This is a genomic window from Megasphaera sueciensis (assembly GCF_050219315.1).
Lineage (GTDB): Bacteria > Bacillota > Negativicutes > Veillonellales > Megasphaeraceae > Megasphaera_A > Megasphaera_A sueciensis.
Genome location: NZ_CP116939.1, coordinates 1,941,911 through 1,966,292, shown reverse-complemented (window position 1 = coordinate 1,966,292; position 24,382 = coordinate 1,941,911). Strand labels below are relative to the sequence as shown.

Here is a 24,382-nt window from a genome sequence, read left to right as displayed (position 1 = left end):
CAGAAGAAAATTATGCCATAGGAAAGGAGCAGTATCTTAATTGCCAGTAAGATCATTATTTGATTTGCATACCCATACCGTTGCCAGTGGATACGCATATAGCACGTTGAAAGAAAATTTGGCAGCGGCTAAAGCAAAGGGATTCATAGTAATGGGGACATCTGATCATAGTCCGGGAATGTCGGGCAGTGCAGAAAAAAACTTTTTTTTAAAACTATCGTATTCTATTTCCCGTTATTTAGAAAATATGAACGGTGTCTGGATTTAATCTACTATTTTAGGTTTTCCTATATCTCCCTTTGTTCCCTGTCGTGGAGAAGTTCGAAAAAGATTTTTCCAAGCACGATAAAAGGTAGAGTAATTTCGAAAACCACTGTCATAGCAGACTGTTGTAAGGGGAAATCCTTGTTGAATTAGATTGCGGGCAAGGAGAAGTCGTTTGGTAGTAATATAATTTGCCAAAGAATAGCCTGTTTCATTTTTGAACAGATGCATAAGATAGTCGGGACTGATATAAAAAAGAGAAGCAATGTCTGGAATAGAAAGGGTATTTGTCAGATGTGTATTTATATATTCTATAATAGTTTGTATTTTACTATTTTGGTTTCCTGTTTTGACGTAACCGATGTGATGTTCACGGACGTCTCGAGCCAGGAAAAGCATGAACTCCAGAAAAAGAGTTTGCTGTAAAATAGGACTATCTTCTTTTTTTTCATCAAAAGCTTGGCGTATGCGGCATGAAATTCCGTATATATTGCTGACCTCTTGAGGTTGCCGAAGTACATGGGAACGAGCTTCACTAAATATGCAGGATAAATCACAACCTTGCTTGCGGTACACCTCAAAAAACATAGGAGACAAGTAGGCTATTATGCGTTCATAGTTGGCCGTGTTGTGGACAATTGGACGATGCAGCTGCCCTGCTTGTACGAGAACAATATCATAAGGCTGGAGCGAATATGTTTTTCCTTCTATTTCATATTGCACATCGCCTTGAAAAAAAAGAGTAATTTTGTCAAAATCATGATAATGATAAGGAAATTTTTGATCTGTACGATCTGAAATATAAAATAAACGCAATTGTTCAGCAAGATAGCCTATTTTTTGATACATAACAGCCTCCTCAATATGACAGGATTTGCAATAATTATAGCATTATTTTCATATAATTACCAATTTCGGTTATGTATAATAGAAATCGTAAAGAAATTATGTCATAGCTGGTATGGAGGGAAACAGAGTAATGAAATTCGTTAAAATGCATGGCTTAGGCAATGATTTTGTTTTTTTTGAAGATAAAAATGGGTCTGGCAAAGATTTTTCCCAGTTGGCAGTACAGCTTTGTGATCGACATACAGGTATTGGAGCTGATGGTATTATAGTTATTGTACCAAGCGATAAGGCTGATGTACGAATGCGCATTATTAATGCCGATGGCAGTGAAGCTGAAATGTGTGGCAACGGAATTCGGTGTTTTGCTAAATATGTTTATGATCATCAGATTATTGATAAAAAACAATTTACCATAGAAACATTAGCAGGTATCATGAAACCGGAGGTTATTATTGGGAATGACGGAAAAGTTAGCCTTGTCACAATTAATATGGGGAAACCATTTACCGATCGTGCGCTCATTCCAATGAACGGACCTGCGGGTCCGGTTGTGGATGAACCGATTAATATTGATGGAGCAGTCTACAAAATAACCAGTCTCTTGATGGGAGTCCCGCATACGATGACATATGTGCGCAATGTAAAAACTGTTGATTTACCTGTATTAGGACCAAAATTTGAAACAAATCCACTATTTCCACGTAAAACTAATATGAATTTCATTCAAGTAGTTGATAATAAAACAATAAAAGTTCGCACATGGGAACGCGGAGCGGGAGCAACATTGGCGTGTGGTACGGGTTCTTGTGCTTGTGCTGTGGGGTCTTATCTCAATGGATTTACAGGCCGCAGTGTTGATGTAAATTTATACTTGGGGACTCTTCATATTGAATATAACGAAGAAGATGGCAACGTATATATGACCGGTCCGGCGGCAGTTTCTTTTGAAGGGGAATGGATGGATGAATAAATTTTTATCCGACAACCTGAAATATCCATTGGTTTATAAATTGTAGAATTTTCGTTAAGATTGTATCGGGGGAGTACGTTTGTTTTTGAGGGAACAGCTCATTGCCGGTAATAGTGTATGATGTTTCCCGGCCCTGTTCATCCGGAGCGGTACGTATTTTTACGTATAGCTCCGGCTTTTTGTTTTTTGGAATATATACAGCAAATGTTGCCAGTGTCTGAATTGCACGCGGGGTGCTGCCGGTACGCCAGATACTATTATCGGGACCGTCGTGGCGATCCTGGCTGAAAGCGATAAAATCTGACAATGTATAAGGTATTTTTCCTGTTTGGAGAAGTTCTTTGATGCGGGAGTATCGGGTAAAACTTGATTTTCCGATGGTTATATTGGATTTCTGTAAATCGGGGTCAATATAGTGATTGGTATGAGTTAATATATTATTTTTTTGTATGTTTATTTTATAGTTTCCGTTATCGGCAATTTCGATACTTGCTATTTTATCAGCATCTGCCAAAAGAATAAATTTTGGACCTAGAAATAATTCTGTATGAGATAAGGCTTCATCAACATTACTGCATTTTCCCAGCATTACCTTTAAAAGGGACTGTTTGGCATGAAGCATTTGATTTCGTTCTTGCTTTGGGATAGAAGAAGCAGAAGCAGAAAAAACGACAAGTCCTTTTTCATTTATACCCCCGCGGAGAGAACGTTTTTTCATATCACCGGCGAAAATCCCGTAATAACGATAGGGGTTATCTTCGATAATTCTCATTTCTTGCCATTGCGGCTGCCAATCTCGATTTTTAACGATAAGCGTGCCACTGCCCTTTACCCATGAATCACCGGTTGCGGCAAAAAGAGTACAAGCGGAGGCGGATACGGCATTTGCGATACAGATTATAAGACATATACTTGTTTTCCATATCATCTACATCACTCACTTTGCTAGGGGAATATAACAAGCTTATTTATACTATAAACCTTATTTTTATAGTATAAAATATAAGTGAAAAATAAAAAAGAAAATATATTATAAATGTTTAACAACCGCAATTGGTGTATACAATAAAACATATCAATTGCGGTTGTTGTATAAAAAGAAAAATATATTCGCGATTTTATGATATGTAGTATAATAAACGTATTGCAATAAGAACAACATAAAAAGTGTATGAGGGTATGTAAAATATGTTGAATGATATGTAGTATCAGCCGATATTTGACTTCGGGAGCATTTTATGAAATTTACTATGGTGCGATGATGTCAAGAAAAATAGAAAATCTGCTGGGTATTGGAAGACGTATTGCTATCAGTTTTATTTTGGAAACTCCCATACGGATACAACCGACTTGCGAGTATAGGTAAAACTGCAGGCATTGCAGAGGCATAGGTGAAAAAATATACAGGCAGCAGAACGCAGTTATGTAAGAAAAGCATAATAATAAATGTATGTTTATGATGGATATTTTAATAGGTAAGGAGAAGCTTTTATGTATTATGTATGTGTCGATATTGGGGGTACAGCTATTAAATATGGATTAGCAGATGAATCGGGAAAATTTTATGATATACAAAGTATTCCCACAGAAGTTAAAGAAAAAGGTACGGAGCAAATGCTGAAAAAAGTGGTTGATATTGTGTCGATATATCAAGCAGAACATGCTGTTTACGGTATAGCGGTTTCTTCCGCAGGAATTGTACAGCCAGATACGGGAGAAATTATTTATGCAGCAGACCATTTTCCGGGATATACAGGTACTAAATTAAAAACATTGCTTGAAAACATTTTTAATATTCCTTGTAGTGTGGAAAATGACGTCAATGCTGCTGGATTGGGAGAATATTGGTTAGGTGCAGGACGGAATGCTTCTTCCTTATTTTGCCTGATGGTGGGAACTGGTATAGGGGGTTGCATTATTATAAACGGAAAATTGTTCCATGGTGCATCTAACAGTGCCGGGGAAATTGGGTATCTTAAAATAGGCGGTTCGGCAACATTGGAAGCAGACGCATCGGTAACAGCATTGGTAAAGACAGTGGCAGCTGCTAAAAATGTCCCCGTATCGTCTATTGATGGTAAAAAAATATTTCACTTGGCTAAGTCGGGAGATAGTATTGCCAGTACGGCGATAGATCAAATGATAGATCATTTGTCAGCGGGTATTGCCAATATTTGTTATGTTTTGAATCCTGAAAAAATTATTATTGGAGGTGGTATTATGGAACAACGGCGATATATTAAACCGCGTTTAATTGATGCATTGCAGCATAAAATTTTGCCTCCGTTTTTTTCTCATACATATATATCTTTTGCAAGGTTACAGTGGAAAGCAGGTATGACGGGAGCATTATATCATTTTTTACAGCAAAGAAAAGAAGGGGTATTATGAAAAACACTAGTACCCTGTCTCAAGGCCTTTTTGTTGACAGGCTCAACCGGTTTGTTTGTCGTATTAAAATAAATCACGAAATTGTATATTGTCATATGCCGAATCCAGGAAGAATGTGGGAACTGCTGTATCCGGGGGCTGTTGTATATTTACGCAGAGCAGCACAGAAAGAGCGTAAAACAGCATATGATGTGATTGGAATTGAGCGGGATGGAGTCCCAATTTTACTCGATACGCAATATAATAATGATGTAGCAGCACGACTTATTACAGAAAAGTGTATTCCTGGATGGGAAAGATGGAATCTTTTACGACGAGAAGTAACTGTCGGTTCCAGTCGATTTGATTTATTGCTGGAATGCGGGGATGAACATTTTTATTTGGAAGTTAAATCCTGTACGTTATTTGGCAAAACGGCGGCAATGTTTCCTGATGCTGTAACGGAACGAGGGAAACGTCATGTGCTGCATTTGGCACAATTAGCAAAAGAGGGCATTCATGCGGGAATATTATTTATTGTTCAATGGGATAGGGCACAATGGTTTTTGCCGGATTATCATACTGATCCGGATTTTGCCGAGGCATTTTACGAATCGGCGCCGTATCTTGATTGGAAAGCATTATCTTTACACTGGGACAGAACTTTTATAACACCGCAGGTTGTCCGTGTTTTATCATATCCAGAACAAATATTAAAGCAAGAAAATCATGATCAAGGCGACTATATGTTGATTTTACAATTAAAGGAAGATACGGATATTGTTATAGGTGCGCAAGGGGAGCGCCAATTTCTTAAAGGATATTACGTGTATGTTGGCTCGGCTCGGCGCAATTTGTCAAGACGTCTGGCCCGGCATAGACACTTGCGCAAACGAATGCATTGGCATATTGATTATTTGCGGCAAAAAGCATTGGTTACAGCGGTGGTTCCTATTCGTACAGCTGATGATTTGGAACATGATATAGCATATGCGGTAGAAAAGATTGCTGATTGGCGGATTGATCGTTTTGGTAGTACGGATTGTTCTTGTTCGTCGCATTTATTTGGGTTTGCTGATAACCCAGTGCATCGTCCTGATTTTATACAAGTCGTCGAAGATTTTCGAATGAACAGATTGGAGAAAAAAATCTCTTTTTAGACTTAAAATCTTAATATAGTATTGTATAATTTTTATATAATATAAATTTTAAATATGGTATAATAAAATATATCAGATGTAGGGGGAGTTGGTAATGTGGAAAGATCGGAAGCGGTGACACTACTTCAGAAATATAATAAAGAACCGTTTCATATCATGCATGCGTTAACTGTTGAAGGCGTCATGCGCTGGTATGCCCAAAAACTCGGATATGGTGATAATATGGATTTTTGGGGCCTTGTCGGATTGTTGCATGATGTGGATTTTGAACAGTATCCGGAACAGCATTGTAAAAAAGCTCCAGCCCTTCTTGCGGAAATTGGGGCTGACGATGATTTTATTCGTGCTGTTTGTTGTCATGGATATGGTATTTGTGTTGATATTGAACCACAACATCAGATGGAAAAAGTATTGTTTGCAGCAGATGAACTGACAGGCCTTATTTGGGCGTCAGCAAAAATGCGGCCATCTAAGAGTACTAAGGACATGGAAGTAAAGAGTTTAAAAAAGAAATTTAAAGATAAAAGTTTTGCTGCGGGTTGTTCTCGAGATGTTATTACACAGGGAGCCCAACTTCTTGGATGGGAATTGCCGGAATTATTTGAAAAAACGATTCTTGCCATGCGCTCTTGTGAAGATTCTGTGCGTACAGAATGTTTAGTATTAACGGGTCAGAATGAATAAAGAAATGGAAATTAACAAATACTTTGTAATATAAGGAGGGACTTCAAATGAATTTGCGTAGAAAAATAGTAACAATGGCCCTAGCTGGAGTGATGACTTTTGGTGTTTTTGCAGGGGCAATGGCGGCTGGTTTAGGTGTTGTTGATATGGGATATTTGCTTCAGAAACATCCTGGTTTTGCAAAAGCTTCGGCAACTTGGCAGTCTGATGTGAAGAAGGCGAATGCTGACTTTGCTTCCCAAGTTAAAGGACAGGCGACGGATAAGGATAAACAGGAATTGGCCCGAAAGTTCAACATACAATTGAACCAGGATCGCATTAATCTCTTTGGTCCATTGGAAAAAGACATTATCACTAAGACACAGGAAGTTAAAGATGAAAAAGGGTTAGATTATGTTGTACTTAAAGGATCGGTCGTATTCGGTACTGCACAAGATATTACTAATGATGTAGAGGCTAAGTTAAAATAGTCTGGATATATGCAGTCTTGAGAGGGTGGTATGGATGTTAAAAAAAGCGGTATTGGCAGTGACTGCGTTTTCCATTATAGCAGCAGGAACTGCATTTGCGGCGGCAGTTCCGCAAAAAACACCATTTGCAGCAAATGAACAATGTTATAAAGCAGAACAGTTGATTACTTTGGATAAACAAAAAGTTGCAGGTGGACAAGGTACTCTGTATGGAAAATTTGCTTTTATTCGCACAACAGCTGCACCAGAACAAGCTATTAAGGAAATCGGATGGATGACATTAAAACCGGGTGCATCCATTGGGTTACACAAACATTATGTTAATGAAGATACTTATATTATTATATCTGGACAGGGTGTTTTTACCGATGAAAAAGGTGTGAAAACTAAAGTTTCCAAGGGTGATATTACCATTGCCAGGCCCGGTCAATCTCATGCACTTGCCAATAACAGCAAGGAACCGCTTGTATTCCTCGATGTCATTGCACAAAATGATTCTTATCAGCAAAATCATCCCAATGCCCAACCTAAAAAGTAATAAGCTGCCGTATGTGGATGAACGACCGGGATTACAATAAAAGCTCTGCGTATTTGCGCAGAGCTTTTATTGTAATTCCGTCCGTATGAAAATACATATAGTAAAGTAAATATCTGATTATCGTTTTATTAGTATTGATCATCGTCGTCATAATATTTAACTAAAGCTTGTGTTCCTAGATTTCCTTCACCGTCAGCCATAAGTTTTAAATACATATCAAGAACTTCGTTAAGAACATTTAGGTGTAGACCTCGTGAGGAACTTTCTTCATCAGCAATTCGCATATCTTTAATAAAATGTTTAATGTAAAAACCAGGCTGAAAATCTCCCTGTAGAATTCGCGGAGAGAGTGAATCCACCTGGGCGGAACCAGCGGCCCCTTTGCTAACGCCATCAAGTACACGCTGTAAATCTAATCCCGCTTTTTGTGCATAGCAAAGAGCTTCACACATTCCGGCGACAGTACCGGCAATCATAATCTGATTTACCATTTTTGTATGTTGTCCGGCTCCGGCAGGTCCTTCGTAAACAATATTTTTTCCCATGGCTTGAAAAAGGGGCAGACAATCTTTGAATGCCTTTTCATCACCGCCAACAAGAATGGAAAGTGTTCCATTTTTAGCGCCGGTATCACCACCGGTAACCGGAGCATCAAGTGCAAATACATCGCGTTTAGCGGCTTCTGCGTATATTTTTTCCGATAATTTGGGACTTGTTGTCGTCATGTCAATGAGATATGTTCCCCTTTTAACGGTTGTAAAGATTCCGTTTGTTTCAAAATATACCTCTGCTACGTCTTTAGGATACCCAACCATCGTAATTACGATATCTTTGTTTTTTGCGCATTCTGCTGGAGAGTCACACCAAACAGCACCCTCTTCCGTCAAAGGCAGCGCTTTTGAACGAGTTCGATTATATACATATACAGTATATCCATGCTTAATCAGGTTACGGATCATGCCGCATCCCATAATGCCTGTGCCGATAAAACCAATTTTTTTCATATTATAGGGCCTCCTTTTACAGCATCTCCCCAAGTACTTGTTATTTTGTAAATATAGGTAATGTTTTTAAAAAGTAATAAGATGGCAGGCTGGCAAAATTAGATTCTTTTACAGAATCTTCGTTGAAAATTGCAAAAAAATCAGCCTTTATTCCGACTTGGCCGAGTAAGCGGTGGATTGCAATGAAGGTTTCGCCGGTACTGGCTACGTCATCAAGAACTAATACGCGTTTATTTTTCATTAGAGTTGCTTTTTCTTCCGTTAAAAATAAATTTGAGGACTGACTAGATGTCATCGATTTACATTGAACAGACCAATATAAGCCCTTTTCTTCGTAGGTTTTCAAGGCTTTGCGCAACATGACGATTTTGCAGCCGTTCATTAATGCTAAAGCGGTAACTAACGTGATAGATCGGCATTCGGGTGTAACAATAATATCAATATCATTACCGATATTTTTATTGATATATCGATTTGCTTCTACGGATACATCACGCATCATTTGCGGTTGATGTATCAAATCGATAAGAGCAATACCAAAGGTATCGTCTAACTTGTGTATTGGTAATGGATAATCGTTGTGATTAAATGTTACTGTATAAATTTGATCCATAAGAACGGTCCTCCTGTAAAATACATATCTACAGATACTAGTATAATGCCTTTTTAAAAAATAGGATAGCATAAATTTTTAAAAATATGGAATTTCTATGGTATATAGCCTATAATAATGTACAGATATTATTATAGGATTAAGGGAGGAAGTATGAGGAAGAAGGTAATTTTTGGTTTTGATTATACAAACAATGAATATATAAAGTTATCGTTATATCTTGTAGTTGGTGGCTCCGCAGCACTTTTAGAATGGGGACTTTTTTATTTATTCTTAAAAGGATTTTCGGGCATGTTTCTTTTTTCATTGCAGACGGAAACTATTTTGGCGGCCACTACAATGGCATTTGCTTTATCAACATTATATCATTACATTTTGTGTAATGTCTTTGTCTTTGAGAGTGGCAGCCGTCACCAACGGGGAACTGAACTTTCGCTGGTGTTCATTGTTAGTACGATTGGATTATGTTGGAATTTGCTGCTGATGTATTTTTTTACATCACCCGCTTTTTTGGGATTAAACCCGATGATATCTAAAATTATGGCCAGTGCGATTGTTACCGTTTGGAATTATTTATCACGTAAAAAATGGATTTTTAAATAAAATATAGGAGTGAGGGTATGGACAGGGAGAAACGTGTGTTGGAATTATTGCATCAAATGATAGCAATCAATAGTGAAACTGCGACAGAAAAAGAACAAGCAATGGAGGTATATTTGCTACATGTTTTGTCGGGGATAAAGAAAAATGTATGGTGTGGTTCTCTGCCTGTTAGGAATGATTCACTTGGACGTTCAGTCGTATATGGTTTTATTGAAGGGAAAAGAGCGGATACCCTTGTTTTTATGAATCATCATGATGTAGTCGGGTGCGAAGCATATGGCAAACTTGCACCGTATGCATTTTCTCCGGAAATATTGGCAGAAAAGTTACGCCATAGTGAAATTGATTTAGAAACAGAGGCGGATTTAGATAGCTGCGAATGGCTTTTTGGCCGAGGGGCTTGTGATATGAAAGGTGGAATTGCAGCTCAGATGACCGTTTTTGAAGAATATGCGGCACATCCTGGAAATGTGAATTTATTGTTTTTATCGGTACCTGATGAAGAATCTTATTCAGCCGGGATGCGATCAGCACTGCCTTTTTTGCAGCAACTGCAAAAAGAACGAAAGCTGCGATATCGTCTTTTAGTGAATTGTGAACCTAATCATAAAGAGCAAGATAATTTAATCGCGTATACAGGATCTGTAGGAAAAATATTGCCGGTTATTCTTGTGCAGGGAAAAGTGGTTCATATCAGTAAATATGCTGAAGGAATTAATCCATTAGGTATTTTAGCACGTGTTGTTTCGCGAACGGAGGGTAATTGGAATCTGGCAGATCAATGTGAGGGTGAAAGTACACCGCCGCCATCTTGGATGTATCTGCGGGATGCAAAAAAAAATTATGATTTTTCTTTGCCTTGGCGGGCATCGGCCTATGCTAATTTTCTGACTTTTAAAAAGACCCCGGAGGCAGTGCTGCGTATTCTAAAAAAAGAAACACAAACCAGTATAAAATCAGCTCTAGCGCAAGCGAGAGTACAATATGAAGTACCTGTATTGTCTTATGGGGAATTATTAAATAAGGCAAAACATATACCTGGTTTTTTTACATTTTATAATACATTGCAGTATATAGAAACAGAAAAATTGAAACAAGGGGGAAACTATCCTTCCGTTACGATTGATTTAATGGCACAGATTTTGGATTTTATGGAAGAAAGAGAACCGGTTGTTATTATCGGCTTTGCCCCGCCTTATTATCCGGCAGTAGACAGCAGAAGCATGGGGGATAAGAGTTTTTATTCTGTACTGCAGGCAGTAACAACTTGCCTGACCGTACGGTTTGATCAGTATTTTACAGGGGTTTCTGATTGCAGTTATTGTGGATTGGATTCAACTATGGATGGTACTGTTTGTCAAGATAATATGCCTTTATGGGGAACGGCGTATCAATTGGATTGGCAGGCTTTGTCAGATATTCGTGTCCCGTTTATATTATTAGGCCCTTGGGGAAAAGACTTGCACTGTAGGACAGAACGCGTTCATATTTCTAGTGTATCACGGGTATTACCAGGCGTTTTACGGAAAATTTTAGCTTATTTAGAAAAAAATTATTAACCTAATTTTGCGTATATTATAGTTTTAAGTATTTTATTGTGACATAAATAACTTGTTGTGATAATAAAAATATAGTAATATATTAACATATAATTTACATATATTAACGTAATTTATTTAAAATTTTTTTCTTTTAATAAGGAGGAAAGAAAATGGATTTAATTAGAAATTGGCGGATTCATTTATTTGCGTTATGTATCGTTGTTGTGGCAGATTTTGTTGGTATTCAAAAATTTGGGCTTGTTGTTTTTCTGCCGCTGTTTTATGCATTAGTTTTGGGAGGTATTATCAGTTATCCGTCTTTTCATATTATGAGTGATAAAATGATGGAACGTGCTGGTGAATTTATGCCAGTTGCCATGTTATATCTTATTGTAAAAATTGGGTTAGGCATCGGCCCTAACCTGCATATGCTCATGAATTCAGGTATGGCACTTATTATGCAGGAGTTTGGGCATTTTTTTGGAACACTCATTTTTGGTTTGCCGATGGCTTTATTTTTAAAAATGGGCCGTGAAGCGATAGGAGCGTGTTATTCAATTGACCGGGAAGCGAATGTAGCAATCATTGCAGAAAAGTACGGAATATTTTCTCCTGAAGGCCGCGGTGTTATGGGAATGTATATTTGTGGGACCTTGTTTGGTGCATTATGGATCTCTGTTCTGGCAGGAATTATTGCACGTACGGGACTTTTCCATCCATATGCGTTGGCTATGGGAGGCGGTATTGGCAGTGCCAGTATGATGGCAGCTTCCGTGGGTTCGATTGTTGCTGTTTTTCCTGAAGAAGCCCAGAAAATTACTGCTTATGCGGGTGCAGCTAATTTAATGACTTCTGTTTTAGGTATTTATTTTGCTTTGTTCGTTTCTTTGCCTGTTACTGTTAAAGTGTATGATTTTGTAACTGGGCGCAAACGCCAAGAAGAAGTAGGAGAAATAACTGATACCAATGAATTAAATCGGCAGGAGGCATTGGAAAATCAAGTTGTTGATGAAAATGCTGCCAGTGTAACTGAATTAATAGAAGATACGAAAGATAAAGAAAATAAAGTTAAAGAAACATTATTGGATTGTTTGTTTATTCTTTGTGTTACAGGGGTGCTTGGTATTGTGGCAAATGTCGTTGGTTATAAGGGAAATCCAATTGCTGATTTTACAGGATCGGCATTGTTAGTTATCATTGCTTTTATTGGAATCTGTATTGCACATTTACCCGGCTTAAAGAAACTTCCTATTGTTTTCTGGGTATCTATTTTTGCTGTTATTTGTTCTGTTCCAGAAATACCGGGTACCGCTTGGATTGTGGAGCAGACCAATCATATTAATTTCTTGGCTACGACGACACCTATATTAGCGTATGGCGGTCTGTCTCTGGGAAAAGATATTCCTGCTTTCAAGAGATTGTCATGGCGTATTGTTCCGGTTGCCTTGATGGTTGCCTCGGGATCTTTTATTTGTGCAACAATTATGGCAGAAATCATGCTTCACTTGGAAGGTATTTTTTAATTAAAAGAGGTTGATAGTATGACAAAAGAAGAATTAAAGCAACGTATATGTGATGCTGTGGAAAAACGAGCTGATGATATTATGGCTTTTGGTCAGTCTGTTTTTACGGAACCCGAATTAGGATATAAAGAAGTAAAAACGTCGGCTAAAGTACAATCTGCATTTGAAAAACTTAATATTCCGTATACGACAGGATGGGGAATTACAGGTGTAAAGGCACGCTTGAAGGGGAATACTTCTAAGAGAACGGTTGCGGTACTGGGAGAAATGGATTCGATTATTTGCCGGAGTCATCCGTCGGCTGACGAAAATACAGGGGCGGCGCACTGCTGTGGTCATTATGTTCAAATTTCAGATATGCTGGGTGTTGCAATGGCTTTTTGCGATACGGGGGCAATGGCCCAATTAGGCGGTGATGTTGTGTTTTTTGCAGTACCGGCAGAAGAATGTATAGAAATTGAATATCGCAATACATTGCGTGAACGGGGTAAAATAAAATACTTAGGTGGCAAGGAAGAGATTATTCAGCAGGGCGGGTTTGATGACATTGATGCGGCGATGCAGATGCATGTTACTACCACAGCCGATTCATCAGGATCTATCCAGATTGGTGGCTCCAGCAGTGGTTTTATTAGTAAGCTCATAGATTATCATGGCAAAGCGGCTCATGCTGCGGCGGCACCCCATTTAGGCATTAATGCGCTGAATGCTGCGATGCTGGGCATTATGGGAGTCAACGCATTACGAGAAACCTTTCGTGAACAGGATTATGTGCGTTTTCATCCTATTATTAACAGCGGCGGAGATTTAGTCAATGTTGTACCGGATTATGTACGGATGGAAAGTTATGTTAGGGCTGCGTCAGCCGAGGCTATGGTACATTACAATGCACGTATTGATCGTGCATTGAAAGCGGGTGCCGATGCGGTAGGGGCAACTTGCGATATTCATAATTTGCCGGGATATCTGCCATTATTTCAAAATGAAGAAATGACAACGCTACTGGAAAAAAATTGTCATATTATTTTCGGTATGAATCATGTTGAATATCCGCCACATGACGCAGCCAGTACTGATATGGGGGATGTTTCTCAACTCATGCCGGTTATACATCCGTGGGTGGAATGCATTCACGGTGCACTGCACAGTGCCGAGTATGAATTAGTGGATCCACGTACGGCTTATATCAAAGCTACACAGGTAATGGCAATGACACTGATTGATTTGTTATACGATGATGCGCAAGGTGTTGAAGATATTCTTGCTAAATATAAACCGCGCATGACAAAAACCGAGTATATAAAATTTATGGATTCAATACATTAAAATAATTATCTAGTAATGATATCCCTGTTTTTTGGTGCCAGCCTTATATAAGTTTAAGGCTGGCGTTGCTGTTTTCATATGGTAAAAAAGCTTGATATTTTTTTGTTTTTGAGCTATAATTACATAGCTAACTTAACAAGAGTATTGGTGTGTGGTAATCCGCCGGGGCTCGTGCAATAGGAAACTATGAACCTCGTCAGGTCCGAAAGGAAGCAGCGATAAGTAGAAAGTCTTATGTGCCACGAGGGTACCTGGCGGGTTATCATACACGAGTACTTTTTAGTTGGTGGAAAAGCAGCGGTTAGCTGCTTTTTTTGCTATGGAGGAAGAAATATGGCATATATTGCGTTGTATCGTAAATGGCGCCCGGCGCTGTTTGAAGATGTAGTAGGGCAACAACATATTACGGAAACTTTACAAAAAGCTATTGATACAGATAAAGTGGCACATGCCTATCTGTTTTCCGGACCTCGTGGTACAGGTAAGACCAGTACTGCAAAAATTTTTGCTAAAGCGATGAACTGCGTTAAAGGGCCTACTTCACATCCTTGTAATACATGCGAAGTTTGCCGTCATATTACAAATGGAGAGTCATTGGATGTGGTGGAAATTGATGCAGCTTCAAACCGCAGTATTGAAGATATTAGGACACTTCGGGAAACAATCAAGTTTATGCCGGCTGAAGGTCATAAAAAAATATACATTATTGACGAAGTGCATATGTTGACAACGGAAGCTTTTAATGCTCTCTTAAAAACCTTAGAAGAACCGCCGGGACATGTTATTTTTATTTTGGCAACAACAGAACCGGAAAAAATTCCCATGACGATCCTTTCACGATGTCAGAGATATGAATTTCGACGTATTACTAGTCATGACATTGCAGAGCGCCTCATGTACATAGCTGAACAGGAACATGTAATGCTTACAAAAGGGGCTGCACATATTTTAGCAGTTCAGGCAGACGGAGGCATGCGGGATGCGTTGAGTATGTTGGATCAATGCATTAGCAATACATCAGAGTCTATTGATGAAGCATTAGTACGTAATTTGTTGGGATTAATCGGAAAAGATTGGTTGTTTAAGTTAAGTGAAGCAGTGTTTAACGGACAAGGAGACATTATTATCAAAAGTGTGGATGACATCGTCCGCCTCGGTAAAGAGCCAAGGGTTATTTTGATAGAATTGGTTGCTCACTTGCGGGCACTTATGCTATATCAAGCGGCGCCAAAGTCAGATACATTAGCAGCGTATGCAGATTCCATGACAGAATTGGCTGATCAGGCCGCGCAAGTTTCTCCCCGCAAAGTATTTGCTGTGTTGTCGGTATTACAGCAAGCGATGCTTACGGCACGGACATCTCCCACACCTCGTGTGGCGGTAGAAATGGGTCTGCTTATGGCCGGACAGACCGAACAGTCAGGCTGGCAAAGCGATTTAACGGAGAGAGTGGAAACCTTAGAAAAACATGCTTTTCGTGTACCGCAGATTGTATTGGATCGTATTTCAAAATTGGAAAATGTAGTTATAGAGCATCATATATCAACTGCAGATATGTCGGCAAACTCTTCTCATGAGGTACCTGTGCCGGCAGACGAAAATAATATAACAGATATGCATTTATCAGAATCTATTATCAATATTTCATCTAAAAATGACATGACGCAAGAAAAGCCGCCAATATCAGACCATTTGGCAGCAACACTCCATACACCAGAAACATCACCTGAAATCGGGGTATCGCATAGTTCAGCGGAATATGATACAATTTGGAAAGGCGTTTGTGAGGTGCTGGAAAAAGGGAAGAAACGAGCAGTTCTATCTTGTATGCGGCCAGGACGGGTTGTGTATATAGGAGAAGGGCGTGTTATTGTTGTTTTTAAGACAGCATTTATGGCTAAACGTGCTAATAAAAAAGACTATTGTCAATGCGTAGATGAAGCATTAAAATCTGTTACCGGTGATATCCTCCATATGCAGGGTTTTTTGGAGGGAGATAGTGAGCTTGCTGTTTTTGAGAAAAAAAAAACAACATTCTTGAAAAAGGAAACGGATGTTGAAAAAGAAACTGTAGAAAAAAAAGCAGATTCTACAATGCTGCAATCCGTTGCATTGGCGGATATTTCTGAAGAAGCACGAACAGTGCTGGATCCATTGTTGAAAACAATGGGTGACTGTGACATATATATAGAAAATAAATCATAATAACACAGGAGGAATTACTATGTTTGGTGGAAATATGCAGGGAATGATGAAAAAAGTACAAAAAATGCAGAAAGAAATGCAGAAAATGCAGGAAGATTTAAAAACACGGACGGTAGAAGCTACGGTTGGCGGAGGAGTACTTACTATTGTCATGAATGGCGAAAAAAAAGTTGAAAGTGTTCATATTGATCCCAGTATTATTGATCCGGAAGATGTAGATATGCTGGAAGATTTAGTAGTTGCAGCTGTTAATGAGGCTAATCAAAAGGTGGATGATATGATGGCTCAGGAAATGGGAAAAATTACAGGCGGGATGAAACTGCCGGGGATGTTTTGATGGATACGCCTTTGGATAGACTGGCGGAACAGTTTCGCCGCTTGCCTGGCATAGGCATAAAAACTGCTCGTAAGTTAGCCTATTATATGGTTCAGCAGCCGCCGGAAAAGATAGAAGAATTTATTGCTGCCATACGGGATGCAAAGCAAAAGATGTGTTTTTGTTCTATTTGTTTTAATTTGTCATCCCAGAATCCTTGCCCTATATGCAGCGATGACCGCCGGGATCATGGGGTGATATGTGTAGTAGAAACTCCGCAGGATGTGTCAGCTATTGAACGCAGTGGCGATTATCATGGTTTATATCATGTTTTGCAGGGAGCGTTATCACCGTTGGATGGCATCGGGGTGGAAGATTTACGTATTAAAGAACTATTGCAGCGTCTTCAAAACACGGAAGTTCAGGAAATAATTCTGGCTACGGATCCTGATGTCGAAGGAGAGGCTACCGCTTTATATTTAGCGCGGCTTCTTAAGGCTACGGGCATTCGTGTGACCCGTATTGCACGAGGGCTCCCTATGGGAGGAGACATTGAATATGCTGATGAAGCGACACTGGCAGGAGCGGTGGCAAATCGGCAGGAAATGTGAGGTGCCTGATGGATTATATTTGGATAGGTGTAGGTATTGCCGCACTTTGGATTTTAAATAAATTTGTGCTGGCTCCGGTTCGGCATTTGGCTTTCAATGTTATTATTGGGCTCATTGCCTTATACTTTATCAATCAATTCGGTGGTGCTATGGGTTTGCATTATGTACCGATTACTTGGATAACAGGTATTATTATTGGTATTTTTGGCTTACCCGGAGTAGCTGTCTTGATGTTATATTTTACTTTTTTTTGACGTAGAGAAGGGATATTGTGAAAGTAAAAAAATGGACGGTACTTGTTGTAACTGCTTTGGTTGCAGTGTCAGCTCTTTCCGGCTGTGGGAATGGTGTGAAAACTAAGGTGGAGACAGTTACAAAATCAGATCATCCAGTTGCGCTGACGTTGGATGCTAATGTGACGGCTCTTCATATGACAAATATTGTTCCTAAGCTATCAGGTAAATTGATATCTGTCCCATTGACAGTTGGGCAAGATGTTAAGGCGGGGCAGATATTGGTTCAGGTTGATCAAATCCCCTATCAGCAAAGTGTGGCATCTGCTGAATCAGCACTGGTGACAGCATCTATGGGAACAAATCCTTCACGGGATATGTCGGGAGATGCTGATAGTGGTGACAGGCGGGCAAAACTTGATGTTTGGTATCGAATGGGGGCTATTTCTAAAGTTGAATATAATCAAATGATGTCTAAAGAAAATGAGGCGGCTGCTGGTACTGCTGCTACAGCGGCGGGATCATCTGCAGCTCCGGCCATAGACAGGGAACGGATTGCTCAGCTTCAAGCCTCTATTCAGGCCGCACGGGATATGTTAGGAAATACAACGATTTATTCTCCTATAGATGGAAGAATAACAGCAGTTTCTGATAATCCTTCCGTAGCCGTAGCGGGAATGGTTCTGGCTACAGTGCAGCAGATGACGCCGTTAGTAGCGACATTTGCTATTCCTGAGACATATATTCAGGCATTAAATATGGCAAAGCAGAATGGATCTATTAGTGTAGCTGTATTGGCTCCTTCGGGAGAATCGCAAGCAGGCGAACTGACGTATCTGGCAACGGGTAAAGACCCCGCAACAGGCAGTTATATGGCGAAGATTACTTTTAATAATGATAAAAATCTTTTTGTCCCGGGTGAATTTTATCATGTGCGTATATCTACACCGCAGGAAGTATCACAAATTACTATTCCGAAAACGGCGGTTAGGACAAAAGATTCCGGTGATTTTGTTTATATTGTAAATGATAGCGGATTGGCGGATGTTCGATCTATTCTTACTGGTGACGAAGAAGCGGGACGTGTTGTTGTACTTGATGGTCTTAAGGACGGAGACCGTGTTGTTGAAGATCCACCGCAATCTTTGGAAATTGGTATGAAAGTGACGACATAGCGTTTTAAAATGGTATAGCTTTTAGCAAAGCAGGTGAAGGCATTGAAGACGATGGAACCAGAGCAATTAGATCGGCAGAATAGTTTATTAAAGTCATTGGAAAAGAGTCTAGACGTTTTGGATATATTTGTGGAATGTAATACTGGGATGACATTAAAGGAAATTGCGGCTCATACGCACCTAAATACATCTACAGCTTTTCGTATTGTTAATACGCTGGAGCGGCGGCAGTATTTAACGCGTAATGAAACTTCCAAGCAGTATCGTTTAGGACCTAAAGCGTTAGCACTTGGGTATTCTTCTCATTGGACAGAGAATGTTGTTACGTTAGCTAAACCCTATTTGCGGCGATTGCAGCAGCTTTTTAATGAAACTGCCAGTATTTATATTGCAGAAGGGGATAATCGCATTTGTTTAGATCATGTGGAAAGTACGCATTCGCTTCGGCGAGTCATTCCGATTGGGGAATCTTTGCCTATTTATAAGGGGGCGGCAGGAAAGGTATTATTAGCATGGTGTAATAAAGAAGAGCGAAATCGGGTTATTTTGCAATATGGTAATTTATCAGAAGCAGAATTTTCACAAATTCGGCATACCGGATATGCTGTTACACAAGATGAAAGTGAGCATGGTTTATTTGCTCTGGCTGTGCCGGTTTTTAATTTTGAAAGTCAAGTTATAGCCTCTTTGACAGTTGCCGGTCCGTCTATGAGATTTTATGACTCTATACGGCAGAAAATGTTATTTACCATGGGACAGTATGCTTACGAAATTTCATATTCGCTAGGCTACCGTAAGAAATCATGATAGAAAATAAATGGCAACAGCACGCATATGCCGCTGCTGCTCGTGATATAGCTCCGGCTTTGCTGGGACGATATCTTGTCCATAAGATGGGGAAGAAAACACTGGTAGGCCGTATTGTGGAAACCGAAGCGTATGGAGGAGTGTATCGTCGGCAGCGGGATGATGGTTCGCATGCTTTTCATGGTCTTACCTCTCGGACAGAACCTATGTTTTGGGCAGGAGGATGGAGTTATGTTTACTTAATTTATGGCATGTACTGTTGCATGAATATTGTTACGGGATCAAAAGGAGATGCACAGGCGGTACTGATTCGTGCAGTTGAGCCTATTTCCGGGTTGGATGAAATGTTGAAAAATAGAGGAGCATCGTCACTATGTAAAAATTTAACAAATGGTCCCGGCAAATTGTGTCGAGCTTTGGATATTGATTTGCGGCAGAATAAATTGAATCTCTGCGGGGATGAACTTTATGTTATGGAACCAATGAATACAAGTCAAATTTGTACTTGCCGTTCAACACGCATTAACATTAATTATGCTGTTAAAGGAAAATATTTTCCTTGGCGGTTTTATATAAAGGGAAATCCGTATGTTTCGAGATTTTAAATTTTAAGGGGGAGTCCTTATCATAGAATTTAAAGAATTAAGATTGGAAGATAAACCAGTCATCGAGGATTATTTTCATCAGAAGCGATATGAACAGGCTGATTCAACGTTTATGACATTGTTTGCTTGGCAGAAACCGTATGAAATACAATGGACTGAAGAAGATAATGTAATGTATATTCGTTCTGGGCGCGGGAAAAAGCAGTTTTGGCTGCCCCCTTTTGCTCGGAAGGACGGAAGTTTTGTCAAAGGGTTAGACCGCATGAAAGAATGGTTTTCTGAACATGGATATCCTTTTCTTATGAAGGGTGTTGTGCCAGAAGTAGTGCAGCGTATACAGGAACTTTGCCCAGACTGTTACCATATTAAGCCGGATCGGGATAATTATGAATATGTGTATTTGACGCAGGATCTCATTAATTTGTCTGGAAAGAAGTTTAGGCAGAAGAAAAATAATTTGAATCATTTTCGTAATCAATATATGGGATATGAGTATGTTCCCATTACTGAAAATTTGTTTGATGCATGTTTAGAGGCCGAGCGCACCTGGTATGATGAGCATGATGAAGGAGATTCGGAGCTTGATGCGGAAAGATATGCCATCCAGACGGTATTTGACAATTGGAGTATGCTGCAGCCGACAGGCGGAGCCATTTGTGTGTTTAATAAGGTCGTTGCGTTTTCTATCGGAGAAATGCTCAATGATGATACGGCTATTATTCATTTTGAAAAAAGTGATCCGTCTATGCGGGGATTATATCAAGCGATCAACTATGAATTTGTCCGACATGCTTGGAGTCATACGAAATATATTAACCGGGAAGAAGATATGGGAATCCCCGGCCTACGAAAATCAAAGGAGTCTTATAATCCAGTGCGGTTCATCGAAAAATATGATGTTACATTAGCTGACTTATAGCAGAAAGGTATAGTTATGGAATTTCGTTTAGCTGGTCCTGAAGATCGGGAAATTGTAGAAAATTTATGGGCATATTGTTTTGAACCAAAAAATGATCCTTTTTTTCAATGGTATTTTTCTCGTTGTTATAAATCGGATAATGTCTTAATGGGTTTTATGAAAGGGCAGATGGCTTGTTTGACGCATTTAAACCCATATACAGTACGGTTGCGGGGACAAGATATCGCTACCTCATATATTGTGGGGTTGGCAACACATCCGGCGGCAAGGCGCGGTGGAGTAGGAGGGAAATTACTGTTGGCTGCGCTGGAAGAAATGAGGCGGCGTGGTCATTATGTGAATATTTTGATGCCTTCTAAGGCGGGATTTTACCAGCCATATGGCTATGAATTATATTGTCATCAATGGCGGGAGACAATGTTATTAGATATGCTGCGCCCTCTTTCAGATCGTACTGTTCATTATGGTATGGTTACTACTCCGGATCAGTGGGAGTTGTTGGCTGCTGTTTATGATGTATATACCAGCAAATTATCTGGATATGCGGTACGGGATGAATTATCTTGGCGGTGCCATATTGAAGGACAACTGGCTGAAGGTAATATTGCTGTAGTATTTGATGGTACACATCCTATAGGGTATTTGTTTTACCAGTTAGGGGATCCTACTATTCGTTGCGGAGAATTCGTATATACATCCTATAAAGGTAAAAGGGGATTATTAGGATATATGTATAACCATCGCTCTCAGGGTAAAGAAGTCCAGTGGAATGAAGGCATGCAGGATCAGTCATATCGATTGTATCCGGATGGCCGTGCAGGGCATGAAACTATGCCGTTTATGGCGGGACGTATTGTTGATGTTTGCGGTATTTTATCGTCTATATCATATCCAGTTGATATTCAGACTGAAGTTCAGTTTTCCGTAGAGGATCCTCTTGCATCGTGGAATAATGGCATATTTTCTTTACAAGTAGCAAACGGAAAAGGAAAAGCTGTTCCCAGGGAAACAACGGAAGTTTCTATAAAAATGGGAATTGGGGCATTATCTTTACTTGTCTTTGGTACGATGTCAGCAGCGGAACTTGTATATTATGATAAATTATCTGGCAGTGATGCATCAATCCGGCAGTTAGAGAAAATTTTTCCTGTTTGTTCTTGCTATATTAATGAATGGTATTGAAATTTTTTATATTGTAGCATAAAAATCAACGATAGAACTTTTCCTTTATTTGGTATCAGTACCATTGCATAAAAAAGTTAGATACGATACAATCACTATAGATTGAAAATAGTCTAAATGTAATGTATATGTTGTTTTTTTAAACTGGGACAAAAAACGAACCTACCGGAACGAATTATTGCTATGACTATGTTGTGCATGTTTTAAATAAGGAGGCAGATTATGGAAAAATATGTTGCTCTTATTGCTCATGATGCCAAAAAGGATGACATTGTGCGGTTAGCAACAGAGTATTCTCAGGTATTGTCCAAGTATCCGCTTGTAGGAACAGGTACTACGGGAAAACGTATTTGTGATGCCACTGGACTTTCTGTGAAGCGTATGCAATCCGGTCCTATTGGCGGTGATCAGCAAATAGGGGCTATGGTTGCTTCTGATATGGTGTTAGGTGTTATATTTCTACGAGATCCGTTAACGGCACAGCCGCATGAACCCGATGTATCGGCATTCCTGCGCCTTTGTGACGTTCACTCAGTTCCGGTTGCTACTAACGTGACAAGTGCTCGTATATTACTTACTGCGTTGGTGGATAAGCCGGAATTATTCAATAAATGATAAGTGAGGAGATATGCTATGTTGAAAAAGACAAAAATTGTATGTACATTAGGACCAAGTTCTGATAGTCCGGAAATTCTGGATGATATGCTTCGGTCGGGCATGAATGTAGCTCGATTTAATTTTTCTCATGGTTCACATGAAGAACATAAAACAAGAATAGATGGGGTTCGTGCGGCTTCAAAGCGCACCGGAGTTCCGGTGGCACTTATGCTGGATACAAAGGGGCCAGAAATTCGTTTGGGATTTTTTGAAAAAGGATCTATTCAGATGGAAGCAGGGAAAGAATTTATACTTACGGCTAGAGATGTAAAAGGTACAGAAACAATTGCATCCATGTCTTATAAAAATCTTCCCAAAGAGGTAAAAGCGGGAGATCATATCTTGCTGTCTGATGGCTTGGTTAATTTAGAAGTTATCTGTGTTGAAGGTGACGATATACATACAAAGATTTTGAATAAAGGGAAGATGAGTGATCGCAAGCGTGTTGCTGTTCCAGGTGTAGCAATCAATCTCCCCGCGGTATCAGATACAGATGTCAAGGATATCGAATATGGTATTTCCATGGATATGGATTTTATAGCGGCTTCTTTTATTCAACGAGGAGAGGATGTCGTCTCTATTCGTAAAATATTGGAAAAACATGGCAATCATATGCAGATCATATCTAAGATTGAATGTCAGGCGGCTGTACAGAATATAGATGAAATAATTAAAATGTCTGATGGATTAATGGTAGCTCGCGGAGACTTGGGTGTAGAAGTGCCAGCTGAAGAAGTGCCTATGCTGCAAAAAATGCTTATCAATAAATGCCATGCAGCAGGAAAACCAGTAATAACAGCAACGCAGATGCTTGAATCTATGTGTACCAATCCGCGTCCGACTCGAGCGGAAACCAGTGATGTGGCAAATGCTATTATAGATGGAACCGACGCCATCATGTTAAGCGGAGAAACTGCAGGTGGAGCCTATCCGGCAGCTGCTGTTCAAACGATGGAACGAGTGGCATTGTTTACGGAAAGTCATTTTGTGCCACAGGAAACACGACTTGCAGCTTCAGCAGGGGGTACCTCTACGACGGATTCTATTGGCAGAGCAACGGTTACTATTGCAGATAATCTTCACGCAGCCGCAATTATTGCTTCAACCGAAAAAGGCGGCACAGCACAGATTATATCTAAGTATCGTCCTGCATGTCCCATTATTGCTGTATCACCGCACAAGCATATTGTTCGGCGCTTACTGCTGAATTGGGGAATTCAACCCGTTTTAGGAGAAAAAGCGGCTGATTCAGATGAATTGGTAGATAAAGCGATATATGCAGCATTAAATAATGATTTAATAAAAACAGGGGACCTTGTAGTGTTGACGGCAGGAGTTCCCGTGGGTATCGAAGGAACCACTAATATGGTTCGTGTCCAAGTTGTAGGCGATGTCGTATTGCGTGGAACGGGATTGGGTAAAAAAACATCGGTAGGAAAGGTTTGTGTAGCTTCTGATGAAGCAGAAATAGCAGATACGTTTGAAGATGGATGTATTTTGGTGATTAAATCAGCTGAAACGGGATATATGAAATATATAAGCCGTGCAGGTGCACTTATTTCGGAGGAAGAAGGCCTTACCAGTCCGTCAGCAGTAGCTGCATTGACGTTAGGTGTTCCTTGTGTTGTAGGAGCTAAAGACGCCGTATCGAAGTTGAAAAATGGTGAAATTGTTACTGTTGATGGTACGCGTGGTACGATTTACCGCGGAGTCACCAATGCTAGATAGTTTTATGCAAGGGTATGACTTTTATAAAA

Annotated in this window: 26 protein-coding genes and 1 other RNA gene; 23 read left to right on the top strand and 4 right to left on the bottom strand. The window is 39.7% G+C overall.

The annotated features are described in order from the left end of the window. The first annotated feature begins 40 nt into the window (after positions 1–40). Positions 41–268 (top strand): hypothetical protein, encoded by a 228-nt coding sequence (locus NXG62_RS09475; RefSeq protein WP_427112171.1) that lies wholly within the window; start codon positions 41–43, stop codon positions 266–268. Here the strand turns inward: NXG62_RS09475 and NXG62_RS09470 are convergent. Next, entirely contained in the window at positions 265–1,113 is an 849-nt protein-coding gene (locus NXG62_RS09470) for a helix-turn-helix domain-containing protein (protein ID WP_427112170.1), read from the bottom strand. The genes NXG62_RS09475 and NXG62_RS09470 overlap by 4 nt on opposite strands. 130 nt (positions 1,114–1,243) lie before the next feature. Between NXG62_RS09470 and dapF the strand changes: the two genes are divergently transcribed. After that, a complete protein-coding gene (gene dapF / locus NXG62_RS09465; protein ID WP_427112169.1) occupies positions 1,244–2,083 on the top strand; it encodes a diaminopimelate epimerase in 840 nt (279 codons plus the stop codon). Between the two features lie 4 nt (positions 2,084–2,087). Here dapF and NXG62_RS09460 read toward each other — a convergent pair whose 3' ends face one another. Then, positions 2,088–3,011 (bottom strand): carcinine hydrolase/isopenicillin-N N-acyltransferase family protein, encoded by a 924-nt coding sequence (locus NXG62_RS09460; protein WP_427112168.1) that lies wholly within the window; start codon positions 3,009–3,011, stop codon positions 2,088–2,090. Between the two features lie 563 nt (positions 3,012–3,574). Here NXG62_RS09460 and NXG62_RS09455 point away from each other — a divergent pair. The 5 genes from NXG62_RS09455 to NXG62_RS09435 all read left to right on the top strand — a co-directional run bounded on the left by NXG62_RS09455 (position 3,575) and on the right by NXG62_RS09435 (position 7,305). Next, positions 3,575–4,474 carry an ROK family protein gene (locus NXG62_RS09455; RefSeq protein WP_427112167.1) on the top strand — a complete coding sequence of 300 codons (900 nt, stop codon included), beginning with the start codon at positions 3,575–3,577 and terminating at the stop codon, positions 4,472–4,474. Further along, a complete protein-coding gene (gene sfsA / locus NXG62_RS09450) occupies positions 4,471–5,613 on the top strand; it encodes a DNA/RNA nuclease SfsA (protein WP_427112166.1) in 1,143 nt (380 codons plus the stop codon). The genes NXG62_RS09455 and sfsA overlap by 4 nt, the downstream gene beginning before the upstream one ends. Positions 5,614–5,709: 96 nt before the next feature. Continuing rightward, positions 5,710–6,297: a hydrolase gene (locus NXG62_RS09445; protein ID WP_427112165.1), complete on the top strand. Its 588-nt coding sequence runs from the start codon at positions 5,710–5,712 to the stop codon at positions 6,295–6,297. Positions 6,298–6,344: 47 nt separating this feature from the next. Further along, entirely contained in the window at positions 6,345–6,767 is a 423-nt protein-coding gene (locus tag NXG62_RS09440; protein ID WP_427112164.1) for an OmpH family outer membrane protein, read from the top strand. A 34-nt stretch (positions 6,768–6,801) separates the two neighbouring features. Then, complete coding sequence (locus NXG62_RS09435) at positions 6,802–7,305, top strand: cupin domain-containing protein (RefSeq protein WP_427112163.1); 504 nt, start codon at positions 6,802–6,804, stop codon at positions 7,303–7,305. 128 nt (positions 7,306–7,433) lie between these two features. Here NXG62_RS09435 and NXG62_RS09430 read toward each other — a convergent pair whose 3' ends face one another. Continuing rightward, on the bottom strand, positions 7,434–8,309 hold the full coding sequence (locus NXG62_RS09430) for an NAD(P)-dependent oxidoreductase (RefSeq protein ID WP_427112162.1): 876 nt from the start codon (positions 8,307–8,309) through the stop codon (positions 7,434–7,436). 40 nt (positions 8,310–8,349) lie between these two features. Next, positions 8,350–8,922, bottom strand: a complete 573-nt coding sequence (locus tag NXG62_RS09425) for a phosphoribosyltransferase family protein (protein WP_427112160.1) — start codon at positions 8,920–8,922, stop codon at positions 8,350–8,352. 153 nt (positions 8,923–9,075) lie between these two features. Here NXG62_RS09425 and NXG62_RS09420 point away from each other — a divergent pair, with 153 nt between their 5' ends. From NXG62_RS09420 to pyk, 16 genes are all read left to right on the top strand, one after another. Next, the gene (locus NXG62_RS09420) at positions 9,076–9,525 is read left to right on the top strand and encodes a GtrA family protein (RefSeq protein ID WP_427112159.1); all 450 of its coding nucleotides are present in this window, start codon (positions 9,076–9,078) and stop codon (positions 9,523–9,525) included. Positions 9,526–9,542: 17 nt separating this feature from the next. Continuing rightward, positions 9,543–11,084: a M20/M25/M40 family metallo-hydrolase gene (locus tag NXG62_RS09415; protein ID WP_427112158.1), complete on the top strand. Its 1,542-nt coding sequence runs from the start codon at positions 9,543–9,545 to the stop codon at positions 11,082–11,084. A 152-nt stretch (positions 11,085–11,236) separates the two neighbouring features. After that, complete coding sequence (locus tag NXG62_RS09410) at positions 11,237–12,589, top strand: DUF3100 domain-containing protein (RefSeq protein WP_427112157.1); 1,353 nt, start codon at positions 11,237–11,239, stop codon at positions 12,587–12,589. A gap of 18 nt (positions 12,590–12,607) precedes the next feature. Next, positions 12,608–13,915, top strand: a complete 1,308-nt coding sequence (locus NXG62_RS09405; RefSeq protein ID WP_427112156.1) for an amidohydrolase — start codon at positions 12,608–12,610, stop codon at positions 13,913–13,915. 68 nt (positions 13,916–13,983) lie between these two features. Further along, positions 13,984–14,213: signal recognition particle sRNA large type (gene ffs / locus NXG62_RS09400), an RNA gene on the top strand. A 35-nt stretch (positions 14,214–14,248) separates the two neighbouring features. Next, the gene (gene dnaX, locus NXG62_RS09395) at positions 14,249–16,120 is read left to right on the top strand and encodes a DNA polymerase III subunit gamma/tau (protein WP_427112155.1); all 1,872 of its coding nucleotides are present in this window, start codon (positions 14,249–14,251) and stop codon (positions 16,118–16,120) included. A gap of 19 nt (positions 16,121–16,139) precedes the next feature. Next, entirely contained in the window at positions 16,140–16,457 is a 318-nt protein-coding gene (locus NXG62_RS09390) for a YbaB/EbfC family nucleoid-associated protein (protein WP_091650952.1), read from the top strand. Beyond that, positions 16,457–17,047, top strand: a complete 591-nt coding sequence (recR, locus tag NXG62_RS09385; RefSeq protein ID WP_427112154.1) for a recombination mediator RecR — start codon at positions 16,457–16,459, stop codon at positions 17,045–17,047. The genes NXG62_RS09390 and recR overlap by 1 nt, the downstream gene beginning before the upstream one ends. Positions 17,048–17,055: 8 nt before the next feature. After that, positions 17,056–17,301, top strand: a complete 246-nt coding sequence (locus tag NXG62_RS09380; RefSeq protein WP_427112153.1) for a pro-sigmaK processing inhibitor BofA family protein — start codon at positions 17,056–17,058, stop codon at positions 17,299–17,301. 17 nt (positions 17,302–17,318) lie between these two features. After that, entirely contained in the window at positions 17,319–18,455 is a 1,137-nt protein-coding gene (locus NXG62_RS09375) for an efflux RND transporter periplasmic adaptor subunit (RefSeq protein ID WP_427112152.1), read from the top strand. A 51-nt stretch (positions 18,456–18,506) separates the two neighbouring features. Continuing rightward, complete coding sequence (locus tag NXG62_RS09370; protein WP_427114272.1) at positions 18,507–19,262, top strand: IclR family transcriptional regulator; 756 nt, start codon at positions 18,507–18,509, stop codon at positions 19,260–19,262. Then, positions 19,259–19,867 carry a DNA-3-methyladenine glycosylase gene (locus tag NXG62_RS09365; RefSeq protein ID WP_427112151.1) on the top strand — a complete coding sequence of 203 codons (609 nt, stop codon included), beginning with the start codon at positions 19,259–19,261 and terminating at the stop codon, positions 19,865–19,867. The genes NXG62_RS09370 and NXG62_RS09365 overlap by 4 nt, the downstream gene beginning before the upstream one ends. A 43-nt stretch (positions 19,868–19,910) precedes the next feature. Continuing rightward, positions 19,911–20,786, top strand: a complete 876-nt coding sequence (locus tag NXG62_RS09360) for a DUF2156 domain-containing protein (protein WP_427112150.1) — start codon at positions 19,911–19,913, stop codon at positions 20,784–20,786. Positions 20,787–20,801: 15 nt separating this feature from the next. Next, positions 20,802–21,968 carry a GNAT family N-acetyltransferase gene (locus NXG62_RS09355; protein WP_427112149.1) on the top strand — a complete coding sequence of 389 codons (1,167 nt, stop codon included), beginning with the start codon at positions 20,802–20,804 and terminating at the stop codon, positions 21,966–21,968. Positions 21,969–22,190: 222 nt separating this feature from the next. Continuing rightward, positions 22,191–22,583 (top strand): methylglyoxal synthase, encoded by a 393-nt coding sequence (gene mgsA, locus NXG62_RS09350; RefSeq protein WP_322351512.1) that lies wholly within the window; start codon positions 22,191–22,193, stop codon positions 22,581–22,583. 18 nt (positions 22,584–22,601) lie between these two features. Then, on the top strand, positions 22,602–24,353 hold the full coding sequence (gene pyk / locus NXG62_RS09345; RefSeq protein WP_427112148.1) for a pyruvate kinase: 1,752 nt from the start codon (positions 22,602–22,604) through the stop codon (positions 24,351–24,353). The last annotated feature ends 29 nt before the right edge of the window (positions 24,354–24,382 follow it).

Coding starts and splice junctions, on each gene's coding strand:
- NXG62_RS09470 (WP_427112170.1), bottom strand. CDS start 1,113: ATGTATCAAAAAATAGGCTATCTTGCTGAACAATTGCGTTTATTTTAT.
- dapF (WP_427112169.1), top strand. CDS start 1,244: ATGAAATTCGTTAAAATGCATGGCTTAGGCAATGATTTTGTTTTTTTT.
- NXG62_RS09460 (WP_427112168.1), bottom strand. CDS start 3,011: ATGATATGGAAAACAAGTATATGTCTTATAATCTGTATCGCAAATGCC.
- NXG62_RS09455 (WP_427112167.1), top strand. CDS start 3,575: ATGTATTATGTATGTGTCGATATTGGGGGTACAGCTATTAAATATGGA.
- sfsA (WP_427112166.1), top strand. CDS start 4,471: ATGAAAAACACTAGTACCCTGTCTCAAGGCCTTTTTGTTGACAGGCTC.
- NXG62_RS09440 (WP_427112164.1), top strand. CDS start 6,345: ATGAATTTGCGTAGAAAAATAGTAACAATGGCCCTAGCTGGAGTGATG.
- NXG62_RS09435 (WP_427112163.1), top strand. CDS start 6,802: ATGTTAAAAAAAGCGGTATTGGCAGTGACTGCGTTTTCCATTATAGCA.
- NXG62_RS09430 (WP_427112162.1), bottom strand. CDS start 8,309: ATGAAAAAAATTGGTTTTATCGGCACAGGCATTATGGGATGCGGCATG.
- NXG62_RS09425 (WP_427112160.1), bottom strand. CDS start 8,922: ATGGATCAAATTTATACAGTAACATTTAATCACAACGATTATCCATTA.
- NXG62_RS09420 (WP_427112159.1), top strand. CDS start 9,076: ATGAGGAAGAAGGTAATTTTTGGTTTTGATTATACAAACAATGAATAT.
- NXG62_RS09415 (WP_427112158.1), top strand. CDS start 9,543: ATGGACAGGGAGAAACGTGTGTTGGAATTATTGCATCAAATGATAGCA.
- NXG62_RS09410 (WP_427112157.1), top strand. CDS start 11,237: ATGGATTTAATTAGAAATTGGCGGATTCATTTATTTGCGTTATGTATC.
- NXG62_RS09405 (WP_427112156.1), top strand. CDS start 12,608: ATGACAAAAGAAGAATTAAAGCAACGTATATGTGATGCTGTGGAAAAA.
- dnaX (WP_427112155.1), top strand. CDS start 14,249: ATGGCATATATTGCGTTGTATCGTAAATGGCGCCCGGCGCTGTTTGAA.
- NXG62_RS09390 (WP_091650952.1), top strand. CDS start 16,140: ATGTTTGGTGGAAATATGCAGGGAATGATGAAAAAAGTACAAAAAATG.
- recR (WP_427112154.1), top strand. CDS start 16,457: ATGGATACGCCTTTGGATAGACTGGCGGAACAGTTTCGCCGCTTGCCT.
- NXG62_RS09380 (WP_427112153.1), top strand. CDS start 17,056: ATGGATTATATTTGGATAGGTGTAGGTATTGCCGCACTTTGGATTTTA.
- NXG62_RS09370 (WP_427114272.1), top strand. CDS start 18,507: ATGGAACCAGAGCAATTAGATCGGCAGAATAGTTTATTAAAGTCATTG.
- NXG62_RS09365 (WP_427112151.1), top strand. CDS start 19,259: ATGATAGAAAATAAATGGCAACAGCACGCATATGCCGCTGCTGCTCGT.
- NXG62_RS09355 (WP_427112149.1), top strand. CDS start 20,802: ATGGAATTTCGTTTAGCTGGTCCTGAAGATCGGGAAATTGTAGAAAAT.
- mgsA (WP_322351512.1), top strand. CDS start 22,191: ATGGAAAAATATGTTGCTCTTATTGCTCATGATGCCAAAAAGGATGAC.
- pyk (WP_427112148.1), top strand. CDS start 22,602: ATGTTGAAAAAGACAAAAATTGTATGTACATTAGGACCAAGTTCTGAT.